Source organism: Croceicoccus esteveae (assembly GCF_031846435.1).
GTDB lineage: Bacteria > Pseudomonadota > Alphaproteobacteria > Sphingomonadales > Sphingomonadaceae > Croceicoccus > Croceicoccus esteveae.
The window spans coordinates 1-15,901 of the sequence record NZ_JAVRHS010000011.1 but is presented as its reverse complement, the minus strand read 5'-3'; the positions used below and the strand labels follow the sequence as shown (position 1 = coordinate 15,901).

The 15,901-nt window shown below is 59.5% G+C and carries 14 protein-coding genes and 2 tRNA genes; 9 read left to right on the top strand and 7 right to left on the bottom strand.

The genetic code is table 11. From position 1 onward, the window contains the following. The first annotated feature begins 70 nt into the window (after nucleotides 1–70). The 6 genes from rpmH to RM533_RS11370 all read left to right on the top strand — a co-directional run bounded on the left by rpmH (nucleotide 71) and on the right by RM533_RS11370 (nucleotide 4,066). The gene (rpmH, locus tag RM533_RS11395; protein ID WP_311341354.1) at nucleotides 71–205 is read left to right on the top strand and encodes a 50S ribosomal protein L34; all 135 of its coding nucleotides are present in this window, start codon (nucleotides 71–73) and stop codon (nucleotides 203–205) included. Between the two features lie 60 nt (nucleotides 206–265). Next, complete coding sequence (gene rnpA / locus RM533_RS11390) at nucleotides 266–628, top strand: ribonuclease P protein component (protein WP_311341411.1); 363 nt, start codon at nucleotides 266–268, stop codon at nucleotides 626–628. Beyond that, nucleotides 625–834 carry a membrane protein insertion efficiency factor YidD gene (yidD, locus tag RM533_RS11385; RefSeq protein ID WP_311341353.1) on the top strand — a complete coding sequence of 70 codons (210 nt, stop codon included), beginning with the start codon at nucleotides 625–627 and terminating at the stop codon, nucleotides 832–834. The genes rnpA and yidD overlap by 4 nt, the downstream gene beginning before the upstream one ends. 69 nt (nucleotides 835–903) lie before the next feature. Continuing rightward, the gene (yidC, locus tag RM533_RS11380) at nucleotides 904–2,661 is read left to right on the top strand and encodes a membrane protein insertase YidC (protein WP_311341352.1); all 1,758 of its coding nucleotides are present in this window, start codon (nucleotides 904–906) and stop codon (nucleotides 2,659–2,661) included. 1 nt (nucleotide 2,662) lies between these two features. Next, the gene (yihA, locus tag RM533_RS11375; protein ID WP_311341351.1) at nucleotides 2,663–3,346 is read left to right on the top strand and encodes a ribosome biogenesis GTP-binding protein YihA/YsxC; all 684 of its coding nucleotides are present in this window, start codon (nucleotides 2,663–2,665) and stop codon (nucleotides 3,344–3,346) included. 54 nt (nucleotides 3,347–3,400) lie between these two features. After that, complete coding sequence (locus RM533_RS11370) at nucleotides 3,401–4,066, top strand: glutathione S-transferase family protein (RefSeq protein WP_311341350.1); 666 nt, start codon at nucleotides 3,401–3,403, stop codon at nucleotides 4,064–4,066. A 19-nt stretch (nucleotides 4,067–4,085) separates the two neighbouring features. Here the strand turns inward: RM533_RS11370 and thrS are convergent, their stop codons facing one another. The 6 genes from thrS to RM533_RS11340 form a co-directional block, all read right to left on the bottom strand. Next, a complete protein-coding gene (gene thrS / locus RM533_RS11365) occupies nucleotides 4,086–6,083 on the bottom strand; it encodes a threonine--tRNA ligase (RefSeq protein ID WP_311341349.1) in 1,998 nt (665 codons plus the stop codon). Between the two features lie 79 nt (nucleotides 6,084–6,162). Next, the gene (gene lptG / locus RM533_RS11360; protein WP_311341348.1) at nucleotides 6,163–7,260 is read right to left on the bottom strand and encodes an LPS export ABC transporter permease LptG; all 1,098 of its coding nucleotides are present in this window, start codon (nucleotides 7,258–7,260) and stop codon (nucleotides 6,163–6,165) included. Then, the gene (lptF, locus tag RM533_RS11355; RefSeq protein WP_311341347.1) at nucleotides 7,250–8,503 is read right to left on the bottom strand and encodes an LPS export ABC transporter permease LptF; all 1,254 of its coding nucleotides are present in this window, start codon (nucleotides 8,501–8,503) and stop codon (nucleotides 7,250–7,252) included. The genes lptG and lptF overlap by 11 nt, the downstream gene beginning before the upstream one ends. A 148-nt stretch (nucleotides 8,504–8,651) precedes the next feature. Beyond that, nucleotides 8,652–8,996, bottom strand: a complete 345-nt coding sequence (gene clpS, locus RM533_RS11350) for an ATP-dependent Clp protease adapter ClpS (protein WP_311341410.1) — start codon at nucleotides 8,994–8,996, stop codon at nucleotides 8,652–8,654. A 370-nt stretch (nucleotides 8,997–9,366) separates the two neighbouring features. Continuing rightward, complete coding sequence (locus RM533_RS11345; RefSeq protein ID WP_311341346.1) at nucleotides 9,367–10,317, bottom strand: phasin family protein; 951 nt, start codon at nucleotides 10,315–10,317, stop codon at nucleotides 9,367–9,369. A 194-nt stretch (nucleotides 10,318–10,511) separates the two neighbouring features. Then, nucleotides 10,512–12,419 (bottom strand): PHA/PHB synthase family protein, encoded by a 1,908-nt coding sequence (locus RM533_RS11340; protein ID WP_432265070.1) that lies wholly within the window; start codon nucleotides 12,417–12,419, stop codon nucleotides 10,512–10,514. 347 nt (nucleotides 12,420–12,766) lie between these two features. Between RM533_RS11340 and RM533_RS11335 the strand changes: the two genes are divergently transcribed. The 3 genes from RM533_RS11335 to RM533_RS11325 all read left to right on the top strand — a co-directional run bounded on the left by RM533_RS11335 (nucleotide 12,767) and on the right by RM533_RS11325 (nucleotide 15,350). After that, nucleotides 12,767–13,969, top strand: a complete 1,203-nt coding sequence (locus RM533_RS11335; RefSeq protein ID WP_311341344.1) for an LL-diaminopimelate aminotransferase — start codon at nucleotides 12,767–12,769, stop codon at nucleotides 13,967–13,969. A gap of 80 nt (nucleotides 13,970–14,049) precedes the next feature. Next, nucleotides 14,050–14,123 (top strand) — tRNA-Cys (locus RM533_RS11330). A 1,151-nt stretch (nucleotides 14,124–15,274) separates the two neighbouring features. Continuing rightward, a tRNA-Thr gene (locus RM533_RS11325) sits at nucleotides 15,275–15,350 on the top strand. Here the strand turns inward: RM533_RS11325 and RM533_RS11320 are convergent. Continuing rightward, nucleotides 15,321–15,901 (bottom strand): hypothetical protein (locus tag RM533_RS11320; RefSeq protein WP_311341343.1); only part of this gene is annotated, 581 nt, incomplete at its 5' end. The two genes, RM533_RS11325 and RM533_RS11320, sit on opposite strands and share 30 nt — an antisense overlap.

The following is a 15,901-nucleotide window of genomic DNA, read 5'->3' as shown; positions in this document are numbered from 1 at the left end:
TCGCCATTGCGGCGGCCTTGTTTCGCGTGCCGTCAGTAACGCACAATCATGCAGTGTACAGGATTTCGCCATGAAGCGCACTTTTCAACCGAGCAACCTCGTGCGCAAGCGGCGCCATGGCTTTCGCAGCCGCATGGCGACGCCAGGTGGCCGCAACATCCTGCGCGCGCGTCGTGCGCGTGGACGCAAGAAGCTGTCCGCCTAAGACAGACTTATCGTTCCGTTGGCCGCCTTAAACCCGGAGCAACCGGGCCGGCCATCGGGAATTTTCCGGCGTGCCGACTTCCTTGCAGCGAATCGGGGTCTGCGGGTTGCACGACCCGGATTCATTCTTCTTGCGCGGCCAAATGGGCTTGACCCGCCTGTCATGCGCTATGGTATTACCGTGACAAAACGTATCGGCAATGCTGTCGTGCGCAATCGCATGAAGCGCCGATTTCGCGAATTATTGTGGTCAATTCTTCCTGATGCAGGCCTTGCCGGTCACGATCATGTGCTGATTGGTCGCGAAGGCGGTATCGAACGCGATTTTCAGCAGCTTGCTACTGAACTGCATGCAGCGCTGCAACGCGTGCATGCAGGCAAGGGAGACCCACCGCGCAAACCGCGCACCGGGCGCAGACGATGAAGCATGTGCTGATCGCGATTGCGCGACTTTGGCAGCTCGGCCCTTCTGTCATCCTGCCGCCGTCCTGCCGCTTTGCGCCCTCCTGTTCGGAATACGCCATTCAGGCTCTGCGCAAGCACGGCGCGATTAAGGGTGGCTGGCTGGCGACCAAGCGGCTATTGCGCTGCCATCCGTGGGGCGGACATGGCCACGATCCGGTGCCATGATTGCCGCGCACCATCTTGAAAGCTGCCGTGCAGGCATGATCGTGCATGGTGAGACGACTGGGAAAAGACGTGGATAATCAGCGCAACCTGATCCTGGCGATGGCGCTTGTCATCCTGCTGCTGTTCGGCTGGGATGCCGCCACGCAATATTTCTACCCTGCTCCCAAAGGAGAAGTGATCGAGCAGGCGCAGGCGGGGGACGAAGATGTCCGGCGCACACGCGAAGGCGGCCTGACCAACCCTGTCGCCATTGCCGAGGAGCGCCGCGACCTGCGCACGCAGCTTGCCGACACTTCGCGGGTTCCGATCGATTCGGCAAAGGTGTCGGGTTCGATCAACCCGGTTGGCGCGCGGATCGACGATCTGACGTTGAAAACGCATCGCGAGACGATCGACAGGAATTCAGGGCCGGTGCGCCTGTTTTCGCCGGCTGGCACCCCGGCGCAGCATTTTGCGCAATTCGGCTTTGTGGGCACCGGCATCGCCATGCCTGGTCCCGAAACCGTGTGGGAGACTGAAGGCGGCTCCCTGTCCAGCGACAGTCCGGTCACGCTCACCTGGAATAACGGATCGGGTCAGATCTTCCAGCTGCGCTTCACCATTGACGATGAATATATGATCACCGTCACGCAGTCCGTTGCCAACACTGCCAGTGGGCCGGTCGCGGTGCAGCCATACGGCTTCATCAACCGGACCAGCGAAACGGCCAGCACCGATACCTGGACCGTGCATTCCGGGCCTATTGGCGCCTTTGACGGATCGGTCGCGTTCGACAACGACTATGAGGATATCGTCGACAGCCGCCTGATCGAGCCTGCAGGGCGCACCGACTGGGTTGGCTTCACCGATATCTACTGGCTGTCGGCGCTGGTGCCGGATCCTCAGGTTGCCACAGATGCGGCTTTCCGGGCGCTTGGCGGCAGCAATGTGCGTGCCGATCTGATCTACGATCCGGTGACCATTGTACCTGGCAAGCAATTTTCCCGCACGACCCGGCTGTTTGCCGGTGCAAAAGAAAGTGAAGTCCTCGACGCCTATGAAGATGCGGGGATTGCCAATTTCGGTCTGGCGATCGACTGGGGCTGGTTTCGCTGGTTTGAAAAGCCGATTTTCTGGTTGCTGAAGGAATTGTTCGACCTTGCGGGGAATTTCGGCGTGGCGATCATCGCGCTGACTTTCGTGGTGCGGCTGATCATGTTTCCAGTGGCGCAGCGCCAGTTCAAGTCTATGGCCGCGATGAAGGCGCTGCAGCCCAAGATGAAGGCGCTGCAGGAGCGTCATAAGGACGACCGCACAGTCATGCAGCAGGAGGTCATGGCGCTCTACAAGCGGGAGAAGGTCAACCCGCTGGCAGGCTGCCTGCCCATGTTCCTGCAGATTCCGGTGTTTTTCGCCCTTTACAAGGTGCTGATGCTGGCAATCGAGATGCGCCACCAGCCGTTCGCCTTGTGGATCCGCGACCTGTCCGCGCCCGACCCGGCCATGATCCTGAACCTGTTCGGCTTGCTGGATTTCACCCCGCCGGGATTCCTGTCCATCGGCATCCTCGCCTTGTTGCTCGGCCTTTCCATGTGGCTGCAATTCCGGCTCAATCCGGCGCAGATGGATCCGCAGCAGCAAAAGATATTCATGATCATGCCGTGGATACTGATGTTTGTGATGGCTCCTTTTGCAGCAGGCCTGCTCCTTTATTGGATAACGTCCAATTTCCTGACCATCGCGCAGCAAAAACTGCTCTATCTGCGTCATCCACAATTGCAGGCAACGCAGGCAGACGAGGCCAAGGCGTCGAACACCGCTACGCCTGCCAAGTCTGCCGACGGCTGATATGGCCAAGAACGGACCGGGACCGGATGCAGAAGGTCGGGCGCTTGCGGCGCGGCAGGCTGAGATAGAGGAACAGGCGCGCCGTCTGTTCGCGGGGCCGATCAGTTTCCTGCGATCGGCGCCGCAACTGCGCTTCCTGCCTGATCCCGATGTGCCGGAGATTGCCTTTGCGGGCCGATCCAACGTCGGCAAATCGTCACTGCTCAACGCCTTGACCGGGCGCAAGGCGATTGCCCGCACGTCCGTGACGCCGGGGCGCACGCAGGAGCTTAACTATTTCGATGTGGGTGAACCTGTGGTGCTGCGGCTGGTGGACATGCCCGGCTATGGATTTGCCAAGGCACCACCGGCTGTCGTGCGCAACTGGCGTTTCTTAATCAATGATTTTCTGCGCGGCCGCGTCGTTCTGAAGCGGACACTGCTGCTGATCGATGCTCGCCATGGCATCAAGCCTGTCGATGGCGACATGATGGACATGCTGGATGGCGCAGCGGTTTCCTACCGGATTGTGCTGACCAAGGCAGACAAGATCAAGGCAACCGCGCTCGATGCCGTGGCGGAACGGACTCGCACAGCGATACGCAAGCGGCCTGCCGCTCACCCCGACATTTCGATTACTTCTTCTGAAAAGGGGATGGGCATTGCCGCATTGCGTGGCTTTGTTCTCGACAGCACGCAAAGCTGATCCTGGCTTCATGCCGGCAGATACGGCATCCTGCTGCAAATGTGAGACGCATGCATGAAACTTATTGTCGGCAACAAGAACTACTCGAGCTGGAGCCTGCGCGGCTGGCTGGCGGCAAAGCAATCAGGCCTTCTGTTCGAGGAAATCACGGTCAATATCTCCGGCGAAGATTGGGAAGACGCCAAACAGCGATGGGACGATGTGCAACCGTCATCGGGCAAGGTGCCGGTGCTCTGGGATGGTGACGTGGTGATCTGGGACAGTCTCGCCATCCTTGAGTACCTGGGTGACAAGGTCGGCCGGGAGCGCTTCTGGCCCAAGGACGACGTCGCGCGCGGCCTCGCCCGGGCGATGGTGGCGGAAATGCACAGTTCCTATCAGCCGATGCGCCGCGAACTGCCCATGAACGTGCGCCGCCGCGTCAAGGCCGCTGGCATCAGCGACGATGCCAAAAGCAATATCGTGCGCATCCTCGGCCTGTGGGCAGAAGCGCGCGCGCGGTTCGGCCAGGGCGGGCCGTTCCTGTTCGGCACCTTCTGCGCCGCCGACATCTTTTATGCGCCGGTGGTATCGCGCTTCATGACCTATGGCATCGGCGTACCCGGCTTTGCGCAGAACTACATGCAGGCGGTGTGGGAACACGACTGGATGCAGCAATGGATCGCCGCATCCGAAGAAGAGGACTGGGTGATCGAGACCTTCGAGGTGGAGCAGGTATAAAGGCCGGCTCCGCTAAGCTTTAGCGGAGGTCCGGCGGCGTTGCCTTTTCCTTCAGCATGACGATGGCTTCGTCGACTGACATCATCTGCTGGTCCTTGTCGCCAAGGATGCGCACGGCGACAGTGCCTTCCTCCGCCTCCCGCTTGCCGACCACCAGCATGTAGGGAACCTTGGCCAGCGAGTGTTCGCGCACCTTGTAGTTGATCTTCTCGTTCCGAAGATCGCCTTCGACGCGGATATTCGCGGCCTTCAGCTTCGCCAGCACTTCGGCTGCGTAATCATCCGCGTCGGACACGATGGTGGCGACCACCGCCTGCACCGGGGCCAGCCACACCGGCAGCCGACCGGCGAAATGTTCCACCAGAATGCCGATGAACCGTTCATAACTGCCGAAGATCGCTCGGTGCAGCATCACCGGGCGGTGACGCGCCCCATCCTCGCCGACATAGCTTGCGTCCAGCCGTTCGGGCAGCACGCGATCCGACTGGATCGTGCCGACCTGCCAGGTACGGCCGATGGCGTCGGTCAGATGCCATTCCAGCTTGGGCGCATAGAATGCCCCCTCGCCCGGAAGTTCTTCCCACCCGTATTCAGCGGTCGCCATGCCGGCCTCGGCCACGGCGTTGCGCAGTTCACCTTCCGCCTTGTCCCAATCGGCGTCCGATCCAAACCTCTGTTCAGGCCGCAGCGCCAGCTTGATCGAATATTTTGCAAAGCCCAGATCGCGATATACCCGGTCGGCAAGGTCGCAAAAGGCGCGGACCTCCGCCACCACCTGATCCTCGGTGCAGAAGATGTGCGCGTCGTCCTGCGTGAATTGCCGCACCCGCATCAACCCGTGCAGCGCGCCATGCGGTTCGTTGCGATGACAGCAGCCCATCTCCGCCAGCCGGATTGGCAGATCGCGATAGGAGGTGATGCCCTGCTTGAACACCAGCACATGCGCGGGGCAGTTCATCGGCTTCAATGCCATCATGTCGGCGTCGGTCGAGATTACCGGCGCATCATCGTCGACGCCGGGGATGGCGTCCGGCACCACGAACATGTTTTCCCGGTACTTGCCCCAATGGCCCGACTTTTCCCATTGCCGCGCATCCATCAATTGCGGCGTCTTGATCTCGGCATAGGCCGCGCCATCGAGCGCGCGGCGCATATAGGCTTCCAGCTCGCGCCAGATCATGTAACCCTTGGGGTGCCAGAACACGCTGCCCTGCGCTTCGGGTTGAAAATGGAACAGGTCCATTTCCGCGCCCAGCTTGCGATGGTCACGCTTTGCCGCTTCTTGCAGCCGCAGCAGATGGGCGGCAAGCTGCTTCTTGTTCAGCCAGCCCGTGCCGTAGATCCGGCTGAGCATCGCATTGTTCTGATCGCCGCGCCAATACGCACCCGCCACGCGCGTCAGCTTGAACGCCTGCGGATCGAGCCTGCCGGTGGAGGCAAGATGCGGCCCCCGGCACAAATCCAGCCAGTCCTCACCCGAATGATAGACGGTCAGCGGCTCTCCCGCCGGCAGTTCGGCCGCCCATTCCGCCTTGAAGGTTTCGCCCTGCTCGCGAAACCGAGCGATGAGATCATCACGCGTCCATTCCTCGCGGCGCAGCGGCTTGTCTGCCCGGATGATGTCGCGCATCTTTTCTTCAATCACCGGCAGGTCGTCGGACGTGAACGGTCCGCGCGCACCCGGCGCGAAATCATAATAGAAGCCATCGTCGGTCGATGGTCCGAACGTGATCTGCGTATCGGGCCAAAGCGCCTGCACCGCTTCTGCCAAAACATGCGCAAAATCATGACGCGCAAGTTCCAGCGCTTCTGCCTCATCCTTGCCAGTGACGAGTTCCAGCCGCGCATCGCCGTCGAACGGCCGACCCATATCGCGCAATTCGCCATTTACGCGTGCAGCCAACGCCGCCTTGGCCAGGCCCGGACCGATGGCAGCAGCCACATCCGCAGGCGTGCTGCCGGGCGCGACTTCGCGCAGGGTGCCGTCAGGAAGGCTGATCTTGAGAAGTTCGGTCATGTGCTGCGCTTCTTGTGCAAGGGTTTGTCAGTCAGTTCAGGCGTGCGGCTTCAGGGATGATCGCAACGGATCATAGTCATCATTCCTCTGTCCGGATCAGCACAGCCTCGCCGATCAGCGCAAACAGAAAGAACGGCGCCCATGCAGCCAGAAACGGTGGATACCCGCCGAAATTGCCGATGGCCAGCGCTGCATTGTCCACAACAAAGAAGGTGAAACCCAGCGCCATGCCAATGACCGCCCGGACGAACAGCTGCCCTGACCGCGCCAGCCCGAAAGCGGCGATCGCACCCAGCAGCGGCATCAGCATTGATGACAGCGGGCCTGAAATCTTGTGCCACCATTTTGCCTCAAGCTCTGCGGTGCGCAGCCCGGCCGCCTGCAGCGCATCGATGGAGCGGGACAATTGGCCAAGATCCTGCGCATCGGGATTGACCCGGCTGATGGCAATTTCCTGCGGCGTTACGCCTTGTGCCACGATGGTGTCGGGCATCTGCTCCTGTGTCGCGGTGGCAACGCGAAAACGCACCGGGTCGCGCAGCAGCCATCCCTCGCCCGTCCACAGGGCCTCATCGGCACGCCATTGTTCCGACAGCATGAGCGTCGGGTCACGTTCGTACCAGGTAACGCCCGTGAGGATGGTGTCATCGCCGGTGCCGCTGGCAAGCTGCGCCGCCAGGATGTCCGAACCTTGTGCGATGTAGATGTCGGTGCGGGTGTCCTCTCCTATCGCGAGCGGCCCGTATTCCACCTTCTGCCATGCGCTAAGCGTTGCTGTCGTGCTCGTCACCACCTTCTCATTGAAGGCAAAGCTGATCCCGGCGATGAGCAAAGCGGACAGCAACAGCGGCGCCAGGATCTGATGCGCGGAAAGCCCGGCCGCCTTCATGGCGATTACCTCGCTGTTCTGATTGAGCGTGACGAGCGTCAGCAAGGTGGCAAGCAGCACCGAGTACGGCAGGAACCGGGCGACGAGTTGCGGCACGCGAAGCGACACGTAGGTCCATAATTGTGCTTCGCCATTTCCTGGCGCACCAAGGATCTTGCCGCTTTCGCCGAGCAGATCGAGGATCTGCAGGATCAGCACGAGCATGGCGAGTACAGCCACGATCCGCACGATGAAAAGCTTGCCGAGATAGATCGTCAACCGCCGGGACGGGAAGAAATCAAGCCGCAACGGGCGCCTCCTCCGTTACGCCGGACCTGGATGCCCGCCGCCCCATGCCGAACCTGCGCAACAGCCGCATGATCCGGCGGCCGACGAACGCGGCGCCCGTTTCCAACCAGCCAATCGCCTGTCCGCCGGGCACATACGCGACCCGCCAGTACATCCACACGATCAGCGCCGCGAATACCAGGAACGGCACCCACAATGAAACGAGCGGACTGACCAGCCCCAGCGCCGCCACATCCTGCCCGTACTGGTTGATCTTGTGATAGGCGACGACCATGACGATGGAGACGAAGACGCCCAGCGCGGAACTCGACCGTTTGGGCGGAATCGCCAGCGCCACTGCGAGCAAAGGCAACAGCAGCATCATCACCACCTCGACCAGTCGATAATTGAGGCTGGCCCGCGTCACGTCGCGGGTGCCGGCGTCGACGTCCTGGCTCCAGCCAAGCTTGAACAGTTCAGGCAGGACATATTCCCGCTCTTCCCCGCCGCGGGTGCGGAACCGTTCGACAGCAGGCAGGTCGATCGGCAGGTCATAACTGGAAAAGGTCAGCACCCGCGGCATCTCATTGGCCTGCTGGTCCTGGATGATCGTGCCGTCGTTCAGCCGAAGCACGATGGTGTTGGGCTCGCTCTCAAGCGCCATGAAGCGCCCTTCGCGCGCAGATATGGAAAGCATGTCGCCGCTGTCCTGCGTAACGCGGGCAAAGACCCCGCCAAGCCGCCGCCCGTTGTCGCTACTCTCTTCGATCCGCAGCGTAGTGCGCCCTTGCAGCGTATTGAACTCTCCGACCTTGATTGATGCGCCAAGCGCGCCTGACGACAGTTCGAAGGACAGCCGCTGGTAATCATAACGCGACAACGGTTGCAGATAGCCGACGATCAAAAGGTTCAATCCCGCCAGCAGCAAGGTGATGAGATATGGTATGCGCAGCAGTCTGGTATAGCTCAGCCCGACGGCCCGCATCACGTCCAGCTCTGAAGACGTGGCCAGCTTGCGAAATGCAAACAGGATGCCCAGCATCAGTCCCAGCGGAATGGCAAGCCCCATGTATTCGGGCAGCAGATTGGCCAGCATGCGGAACACCACGCCAATCGGTCCACCTTCGTCGGCCACGACTTCGAACAGGCGCAACATCTTGTCGAGGATCAGCAGGGATGCCGCCAGCAGCAGCGTTCCGATCATCGGAACCAGCACGAGCCGGAAGATGTAGCGATCGATGGCCGGGAAAAGCTTGGTAAACAAATCTTGCTGCTTTGATCAGGGAGGCGTTTGCGTTTGAACCCTCTATAGACAAACCGCTGCCGGGTCACCCGATTTACGGCAAGCCGGGGTCACCCGCCATGGTGCGGGCAAGGCGTCGCCGTATCAGACGCAAAGCGCGCCTTTCTCGCTACGCTTTTTCCAACGTGCATTGCAGCGGATGCTGGTTCTCGCGGGCGAAATCCATCACCTGGTTTACCTTGGTTTCGGCAATCTCGTAAGGATAGATGCCACAGACCCCGACTCCACGCTGATGGACGTGCAGCATGACCTGAGTGGCCTGCTCCATGTCCATGCGGAAGAACCGCTTCAACACCAGAACCACAAATTCCATGGGTGTATAGTCATCGTTGAGCAGCAGGACCTTGAACTGGCTTGGCTTCTTGGGCTTTGCCCGCGTCCGGGTCGCTACACCCAACTGTCCCTGACCAGGCTGACCGTTGTCGCCATCTGTGTCGCCATCGCTGCTGCACACCTGACCCAAGGTTTTTCCGCAGGACCGCTCGGCACTGCAGGTCGCGCACGGCAGACATGGCCGCAGCGCCAAGCTACAGCCCCGGTCCATGCCAGGCACAATGCCCCAAAGTTCACGATCGATTATCATAACCTGAGCAGAATATCGTATTGCATGCGAATGGGACAAGAGGTGCAGCGCCGTTTTTGAAAAATGAGGCATTGTTGCCGGCATGATGACACCTGTCATGATGACCTCCCTGCGTCCGCTTTGCACAAAGCTGAAGCCGGCAGCGGGTGTTCCACTGCCGGCTTCGCAACATCGGTTTGGGATCGCAGGAACAGGCATGGTGGCCTCCCCGCCCGTCCCTGCAATCGCCAATAAGATCCGATCAGGCGGCGCGGCTCTTTTCCATCGCCAGGCTTACCCGGTTGGAAAGTGGCTGCGACGCATCATTGACCAGCTTCAGCATGGATTCGGTGTTCTTCGAAGCCAGCGCCACTACCTTGTCGAACTGCTTGCGCATCATCGTGCTCTGCAGCTGGAACAGATCAGTCGGTGAACGCACACCGGCCATTTCCCGCATGTCAGCGGTCAATGCCTCGAACTCCGTCTTGCCATCGGCAAGCGCCGTACGGCCCATATCCTGCAGGCCAGCGGCCAGGATCTTGTTCGCCTCGACAACGGCTTCCATGTTGCCACGGGCAAATTCACCCGCGTGCGACAGAAGCTCGGTGCTCTTTTCATAGGCATTGCGGGTCCGAGCGTTCATCTCGCTCATGCCGGCCTTCATGTTGTTGCCAATCGTTTCGGAAGTGCTCATCTTGGTATTCTCCTGAGGGGATGTCTTGGTTTTCGTGGTGATGGCCGCTTTTGCAGCATCGGAATTGCCGGAATGACCGCGCGTACCCGCACTGACAGCAGCATCACGTCTTGCGGAAGCCTTGATCATGTTTGCCTGACGCTGCACCTTGTCCTTCTTGGCAGCACCCTTTGCCGGCTGGCTCTTGCGGGTCTCGTCGTTGCGCTTGACCGGAACCGGAGCAGGCTTGGCTTCGGGAACATCGACAGCAGCGCCGCTGCCTTGCCCGCTACCTTTGACTGCCGCAGGCTTGTTGCGCACGATCTGACGGGCTACTGCAACTGACGCGGTCGCCATGTCGCGCGTCGCGTCAGCCGCAAGAACCGGTGATCCGCTGCCTGCATTATGCAGCACGGGGCGATCCTGCCCAGCCGAATTCACGGCCGCGAGAATGTCGATTGCTGCCTTTTCCTCAGGCACATTTGCAAGCGCCTCTTGCGGAGCGGGAATGGGCGAGCCGTTTGTCTTGTCATCAGCCATGGGCCTGAACTCCAATAATTCTTCTGCGTTATCAAATACGACTGATACCGCACGATCCCGACGAAACCGCAGCGGCAATCCAGCCAATTCGACATATGCTGCGCTGCAACAATATAACTTCGCACGACCAGTGTCAACAGGCATTGTGCGGTGCAGCACGCAGAAGCTACCGCTTCACCACGGGATGGTGCTCGTCAGCGGGTTTTCACATAGCGGCCCGGCGCATCCTCGATGATTGCATCATTTTTACCGCCGGGTTTGCGTCGGCCTGTCGCTGCCACGGTCGTTTCATCCTGACTGCGGATCCAGTCGATCCAGTCGCCCCACCAACTGCCCGGCCGCTCCTGCGCCTGTTCGCAAAACGCATCCAGCGTGTCAGGCAGCTTCTCGTCATCGAGCGTCCAATATTGGTATTTCCCGCTTTCCGGCGGGTTGACCACCCCTGCGATATGCCCCGAACCTGCCAGCATGAAGCGCACCGGTCCCGACAGATGCCCTGTCATTTTCCAGACGCTTTGCGGCGGAGCGATGTGATCTTCCCGACCGGCCTGGATGTAACAGGGTGTCTTGATCAGACGCAGATCGACCGGTGTGTTGTCCACGACCATCGAATCGGGCTGAACCAGCCGGTTGTCCTTGTAAAGGTCTTTCAAATATTCGCGGTGCCAGCGCGCGGGAAGATTGGTGACATCACCGTTCCAGTGCAGCAGGTCGAACGCTCGATATTCCTTGCCGAGCAAGTAATTGTCGATGACATAGTTCCAGATGAGGTCGGGACTGCGTAGCAGGTTGAACGCCGCTGCCAGATAGCGGCCATCGACCACCCCGTCGCTCGCCAGCGCATCCACCATCGCAAGCTGCTGATCATCGATGAAAGCCTTGAGCTCACCTGCTTCGGAAAAATCCACCTGCGCGGTAAAGAAGGTGGCCGAGGCGACGCGCTCCTCTTCCTTCCTGCGGGCCAGAACGGCCAGTGTGGCGGCCAGCGTAGTGCCGGCGACACAATAACCTACCGTGTGCACGGCCGGCACCTTCAGGCGTGCACGTACGAGGTCGACCGCTTCGATCTGCGCGCGGACGTAGTCACTCCACGTCAGTTCAGCCATGGCTGCATCGGCGGATTTCCAAGAGACGATGAATACCGTCAGGCCCTGCTCGACCGCCCAGCGAACGAAGCTTTTCTTCTCCCCGAGATCCAAGATGTAGAACCGGTTGATCCAGGGCGGAAAGATGACAAGCGGCGTCTTGAGCACTTCCTTCGTGGTGGGTGTATACTGGATCAGTTGGAACAGAGGGGTTTCATGAACCACTTTGCCCGGTGTTGCGGCAATGTGGACACCCACCTCGAAGGCTTGTTTGTCAGTGTGGCTGAGCTGCCCCGCTTTCAAATCAGCAATGAGATGCTGCATTCCGCGCAGCAGGTTCTTACCACCTGTTTCCAGCGTGCGCTCAATGACGAGCGGATTGGTTAACGGGAAATGTGCCGGAGACAGCGATTCGGCAACCAGTCGGGTGAAGAACTGCATCTGCGCCTTACGGTCGGCCGGCAGGCCTTCTGCCTTGTCCGCCGCCGACAGCATCTGTTCGGCCATCAACAGATAGGCCTGGTGCAACATGGCAAACAAAGGCTGCTCGCGCCATTTGTCATCCTTGAACCGACGGTCCGAGCGTGGCAATTGCACACCACCTTGCTCGCGATCTTCGTCCGTTCGATCACCGGTGAGGCCGTACTGACCAAGCACACTTTGCCAAAGAGCGATGCTGTCGCTCATGAAACGCTGCTGCGCCTTTGCACTGGATAGTGCAGACCCGCTCATCCAGCCGGTGGCAAGCTCCATCCACCGGGCCGGATCGGCGAAAGGCCCATCACCGCTGCCCGGTCGTTCTTCAAGGAACCGCGCCCACATGTCAGCGAGCTGTTCGCTTACCTGCTGCCACGCTTCTTGCGTCTGATCCTGCGCGTCGGCACCCTTGTCGCCGCCAGCGCCTGCTTCAGGCGTGCCGAGCATGGCGTTGAACATGGCCTGCGCTGCCGAAGATTGCATCGCAACCATCTCCTTCATTGGCCCGGCCATCATGGAAGCAAACGGCCCTGCCATCATCGTCGGCAACCAGCCACCCGACCTCGCCTGCGGGCCGCCTTCCTGTGCGTGATCTGCATTCGCACTGTCTGGCGCCGGGCTGTCTGAAGGCGCACCACTTTCTTGCGTCGTGCCTTCATTGGAAGGTGTGCTGGTCATGTGATCTCTCCCGCTCTGTGTGCGTACTTGCGCCTGCTCCGCCGGCCAGATAGCCGTTGCGCCTTGTCCTGGTCACAGGATCGCGCGAAACTTTTTCAGGGTCATGCCGAATTGCCTTGAACAGTCTCGTTTCTCAACCCAAAGCCTGCATTCTGCGCAATTTTGTTTCACCTGCCGGGTTCAGACCCCCGCAAACCCGAAACCGGACGATGGACGACGAATTCTACCGCATCAAGCGCCTTCCCCCTTACGTGATCGCGGAAGTCAACGCGATGCGAGCCGCGGCACGCCAGTCGGGCAAGGACATCATCGATCTTGGCATGGGCAATCCCGACCTGCCGCCACCTGCTCATGTCATCGAGAAACTCTGCGAAGTGGCGGCAAAACCAGGGGCGCACGGCTATTCGCAATCGCGCGGCATACCGGGGTTGCGGCGGGCGCAGGCCAATTATTACGACCGACGGTTCGGCGTCGATCTTGACCCCGATGGCGAAGTTGTCGTCACGATGGGGTCGAAGGAAGGATTGGCAAGCCTTGCCACGGCGATCACGGCACCGGGCGACGTCATCCTGGCGCCTAACCCCTCCTATCCGATCCACACCTTCGGCTTCATCATTGCCGGCGCTTCCATCCGCGAAGTGCCCACCACGCCTGACGAGAACTATTTTCGCGCACTGGATAACGCCATGCGCCATTCAGTGCCGCGACCCACGGTGCTGATCGTCAACTATCCGTCCAATCCCACGGCCGAGACAGTCGACCTTGCCTTTTATGAGCGGGTCGTCGCCTGGGCGCGGGAAAACAAGGTCTGGGTGTTGTCGGATCTGGCCTATTCCGAACTTTACTACGATGGCAATCCGACTCGCTCGATACTCGAAGTGCCGGGCGCAAAGGATATTGCAATCGAGTTCACCTCTCTTTCCAAGACCTACTCGATGGCAGGTTGGCGGATGGGATTCGCCGTTGGCAATCGCAAGCTGATTTCAGCTTTGACGCGCGTGAAGAGCTATCTCGATTACGGCGCTTTCACCCCCATACAGGCCGCCGCCTGTGCCGCGCTTAACGGCCCGCAGGATATTGTGGAACGCAACCGGGAGCTTTACCGCAAGCGGCGCGATGTCATGGTGGAGGCATTTGGCCGGGCCGGCTGGGATATCCCGCCGCCGCGTGCGTCCATGTTTGCCTGGGCACCGCTGCCACCGGCGCTCAAGGCGATGGGCAGTCTGGAATTTGCCAAGCAGTTGCTGACCGAGGCCGAAGTGGCGGTGGCCCCCGGCGTAGGCTACGGCGAGCAGGGCGAAGGCTTCGTGCGCATTGCCATGGTTGAAAACGAGCAGCGCCTGCGGCAGGCTGCCCGGAATGTGAAACGCTGGCTTCAGACCATGGGGGTCAATCAACCTGGCGGCGCATAAATTTCCCCGCTGCCGCATTGCACAGCTGCAGATTGCACGCTAATTGCGCCTTGTGAACACGCATGCGTGCGCGTTCGAGAGGCCCGATGGCGGAGTGGTTACGTAGGGGACTGCAAATCCTCGCACGCCGGTTCGATTCCGGCTCGGGCCTCCAATGCTTTTCTCCTGTTGATCCGATCCGGAGGGTTCCAGGGCAGCTTCGGCCCAGCTACGTTGCTCGATATTGTCGGGCCCGAAGGTGGACAATGTTAGTATAGGTATTGGAGGTCGTACGCGAGGTATCTGGTCGAAGAGCGCTACAGCGCGCTGACGCTCCTCTCCTATGTGTTCGCAAACGAACCACTCGGCTATCTTTACCCAATCAGGCGCGTAGCCAGTGCCACTTCCAACCGCATTGCTATCTGCCTCCAGCAATTTTGAGGTTTACTGCCGGAGAGCAGCTAGGAGATCAGTCATCATTGATCCCGAAAGGTATTTTCTGTGCGTGACGGAAAACCGTCTTTAGCACTGCCCTGTTGGCCAAGTTGAAAGGTCAGCTACTGATCGGATTTGGGCGATTGTCGGGAAGAGCTCCATAGTTCAATCTCATCACCCATGTGGTCCGTGACAATTGACCATTCGCGAAACCCGATAGAAGAATCGTCAGAGGCATCTGCTGGTAAATTCAAAGGAACACAAAATGATTCCGTCATAAGATTGTCTGGATGGGTAACTAAAACAGTTACGTTGCCGGATACGATGATTAAATCGGGATGTCCGTTAGCCTGCGCAGTCGATCTGCTTACAAACATTCATTCCATACGGATGATGAAGATTAGCGCTCCTAGGAACGAAAATTTGGGTCTGAATGAAAATACCGAGTAGGCGGATCGCCTCCCAATTCGGCAAGTTCTTAATTACTCTCATCACCCCATATCAGGAACGGCTCACGATATTGCTGCATTGGGAAGAGAAGTCCGGAAACCTTCGCACCGCGTCGAATTTTCCGCACTCAAAAAAGTTTCTACTGGTAGAAAAACTTCAGACGTTTTGCATTCATCAATTTTTTTCGTCAAAACATATCAGGATCAGAGCGCGGAACCAGATTTGCAACTGGCACTTACCAGAAGCCTGCGCGTGCACCAATCGTGACGGCTGGAATGGCGATGACTCAGCCAGTGCTGAGGATCTAAACTAAGCCTGACACAAACAAAACACGAGCTACAAAGATTAACTTTCCAAGTTGAAGATTGCCTTTGCAAACTGCCTCGAGCAGCATCAAAACCGTTGCCCGGAGCGGGATCAGGCGATAAGGCGCACGACATTGCCGCTTTAGCTCAGTTGGTAGAGCATCGCATTCGTAATGCGGGGGTCACAGGTTCGAGTCCTGTAAGCGGCACCACTTCTGGTCAAAGATGGGAACACTCCCTTCCAAACGGGGGAGTCCCTTCGCCAGTCCCCGCTCCAGCACCGATTTCGAGCCCGTGATCGTGACGCGATCCTTCGACACTCTCACCTCGTATACCAGCATCCGCAGGTAGGCGCTCCGCAGGGTGCTGTCTTCATCATGCAGCTTGGCCGACAATTGCCGCGAGAATTTTTTCAACACGGCGGGAGTGATTCTTCTGGAGCCTCGCACAAGCTGGCTTTCCAGAACATCGATACGGGATGTGATCGCCGCGACGGCTTCGCGATTCTCGCTCAGCCGCTGTGCGAACTCGGGATCGCTGGGTTTCATAATACCCTCTTCGATCAGACCAAGCAGGCGATCGATGGCAGTGCGCCTCCTGGTGCGCTCTGCATTGGCTTGGGTGAGCTCCTGCTCCATACGCTGGCGCTTGTCGTCGGCCAGTTCCAGAACTTCCTTCAGGAGCTCTTCCAGGCGCCCACGCCCGAGTAAGCGCTTCTCAACAGCGCGGAAAACGGTTTCATCGAGCTTCTCACGTCTAACGT

Coding starts and splice junctions, on each gene's coding strand:
- rpmH (WP_311341354.1), top strand. CDS start 71: ATGAAGCGCACTTTTCAACCGAGCAACCTCGTGCGCAAGCGGCGCCAT.
- yidD (WP_311341353.1), top strand. CDS start 625: ATGAAGCATGTGCTGATCGCGATTGCGCGACTTTGGCAGCTCGGCCCT.
- yihA (WP_311341351.1), top strand. CDS start 2,663: ATGGCCAAGAACGGACCGGGACCGGATGCAGAAGGTCGGGCGCTTGCG.
- RM533_RS11370 (WP_311341350.1), top strand. CDS start 3,401: ATGAAACTTATTGTCGGCAACAAGAACTACTCGAGCTGGAGCCTGCGC.
- thrS (WP_311341349.1), bottom strand. CDS start 6,083: ATGACCGAACTTCTCAAGATCAGCCTTCCTGACGGCACCCTGCGCGAA.
- RM533_RS11345 (WP_311341346.1), bottom strand. CDS start 10,317: ATGGCTGATGACAAGACAAACGGCTCGCCCATTCCCGCTCCGCAAGAG.
- RM533_RS11340 (WP_432265070.1), bottom strand. CDS start 12,419: ATGATGGCAGGGCCGTTTGCTTCCATGATGGCCGGGCCAATGAAGGAG.
- RM533_RS11335 (WP_311341344.1), top strand. CDS start 12,767: ATGGACGACGAATTCTACCGCATCAAGCGCCTTCCCCCTTACGTGATC.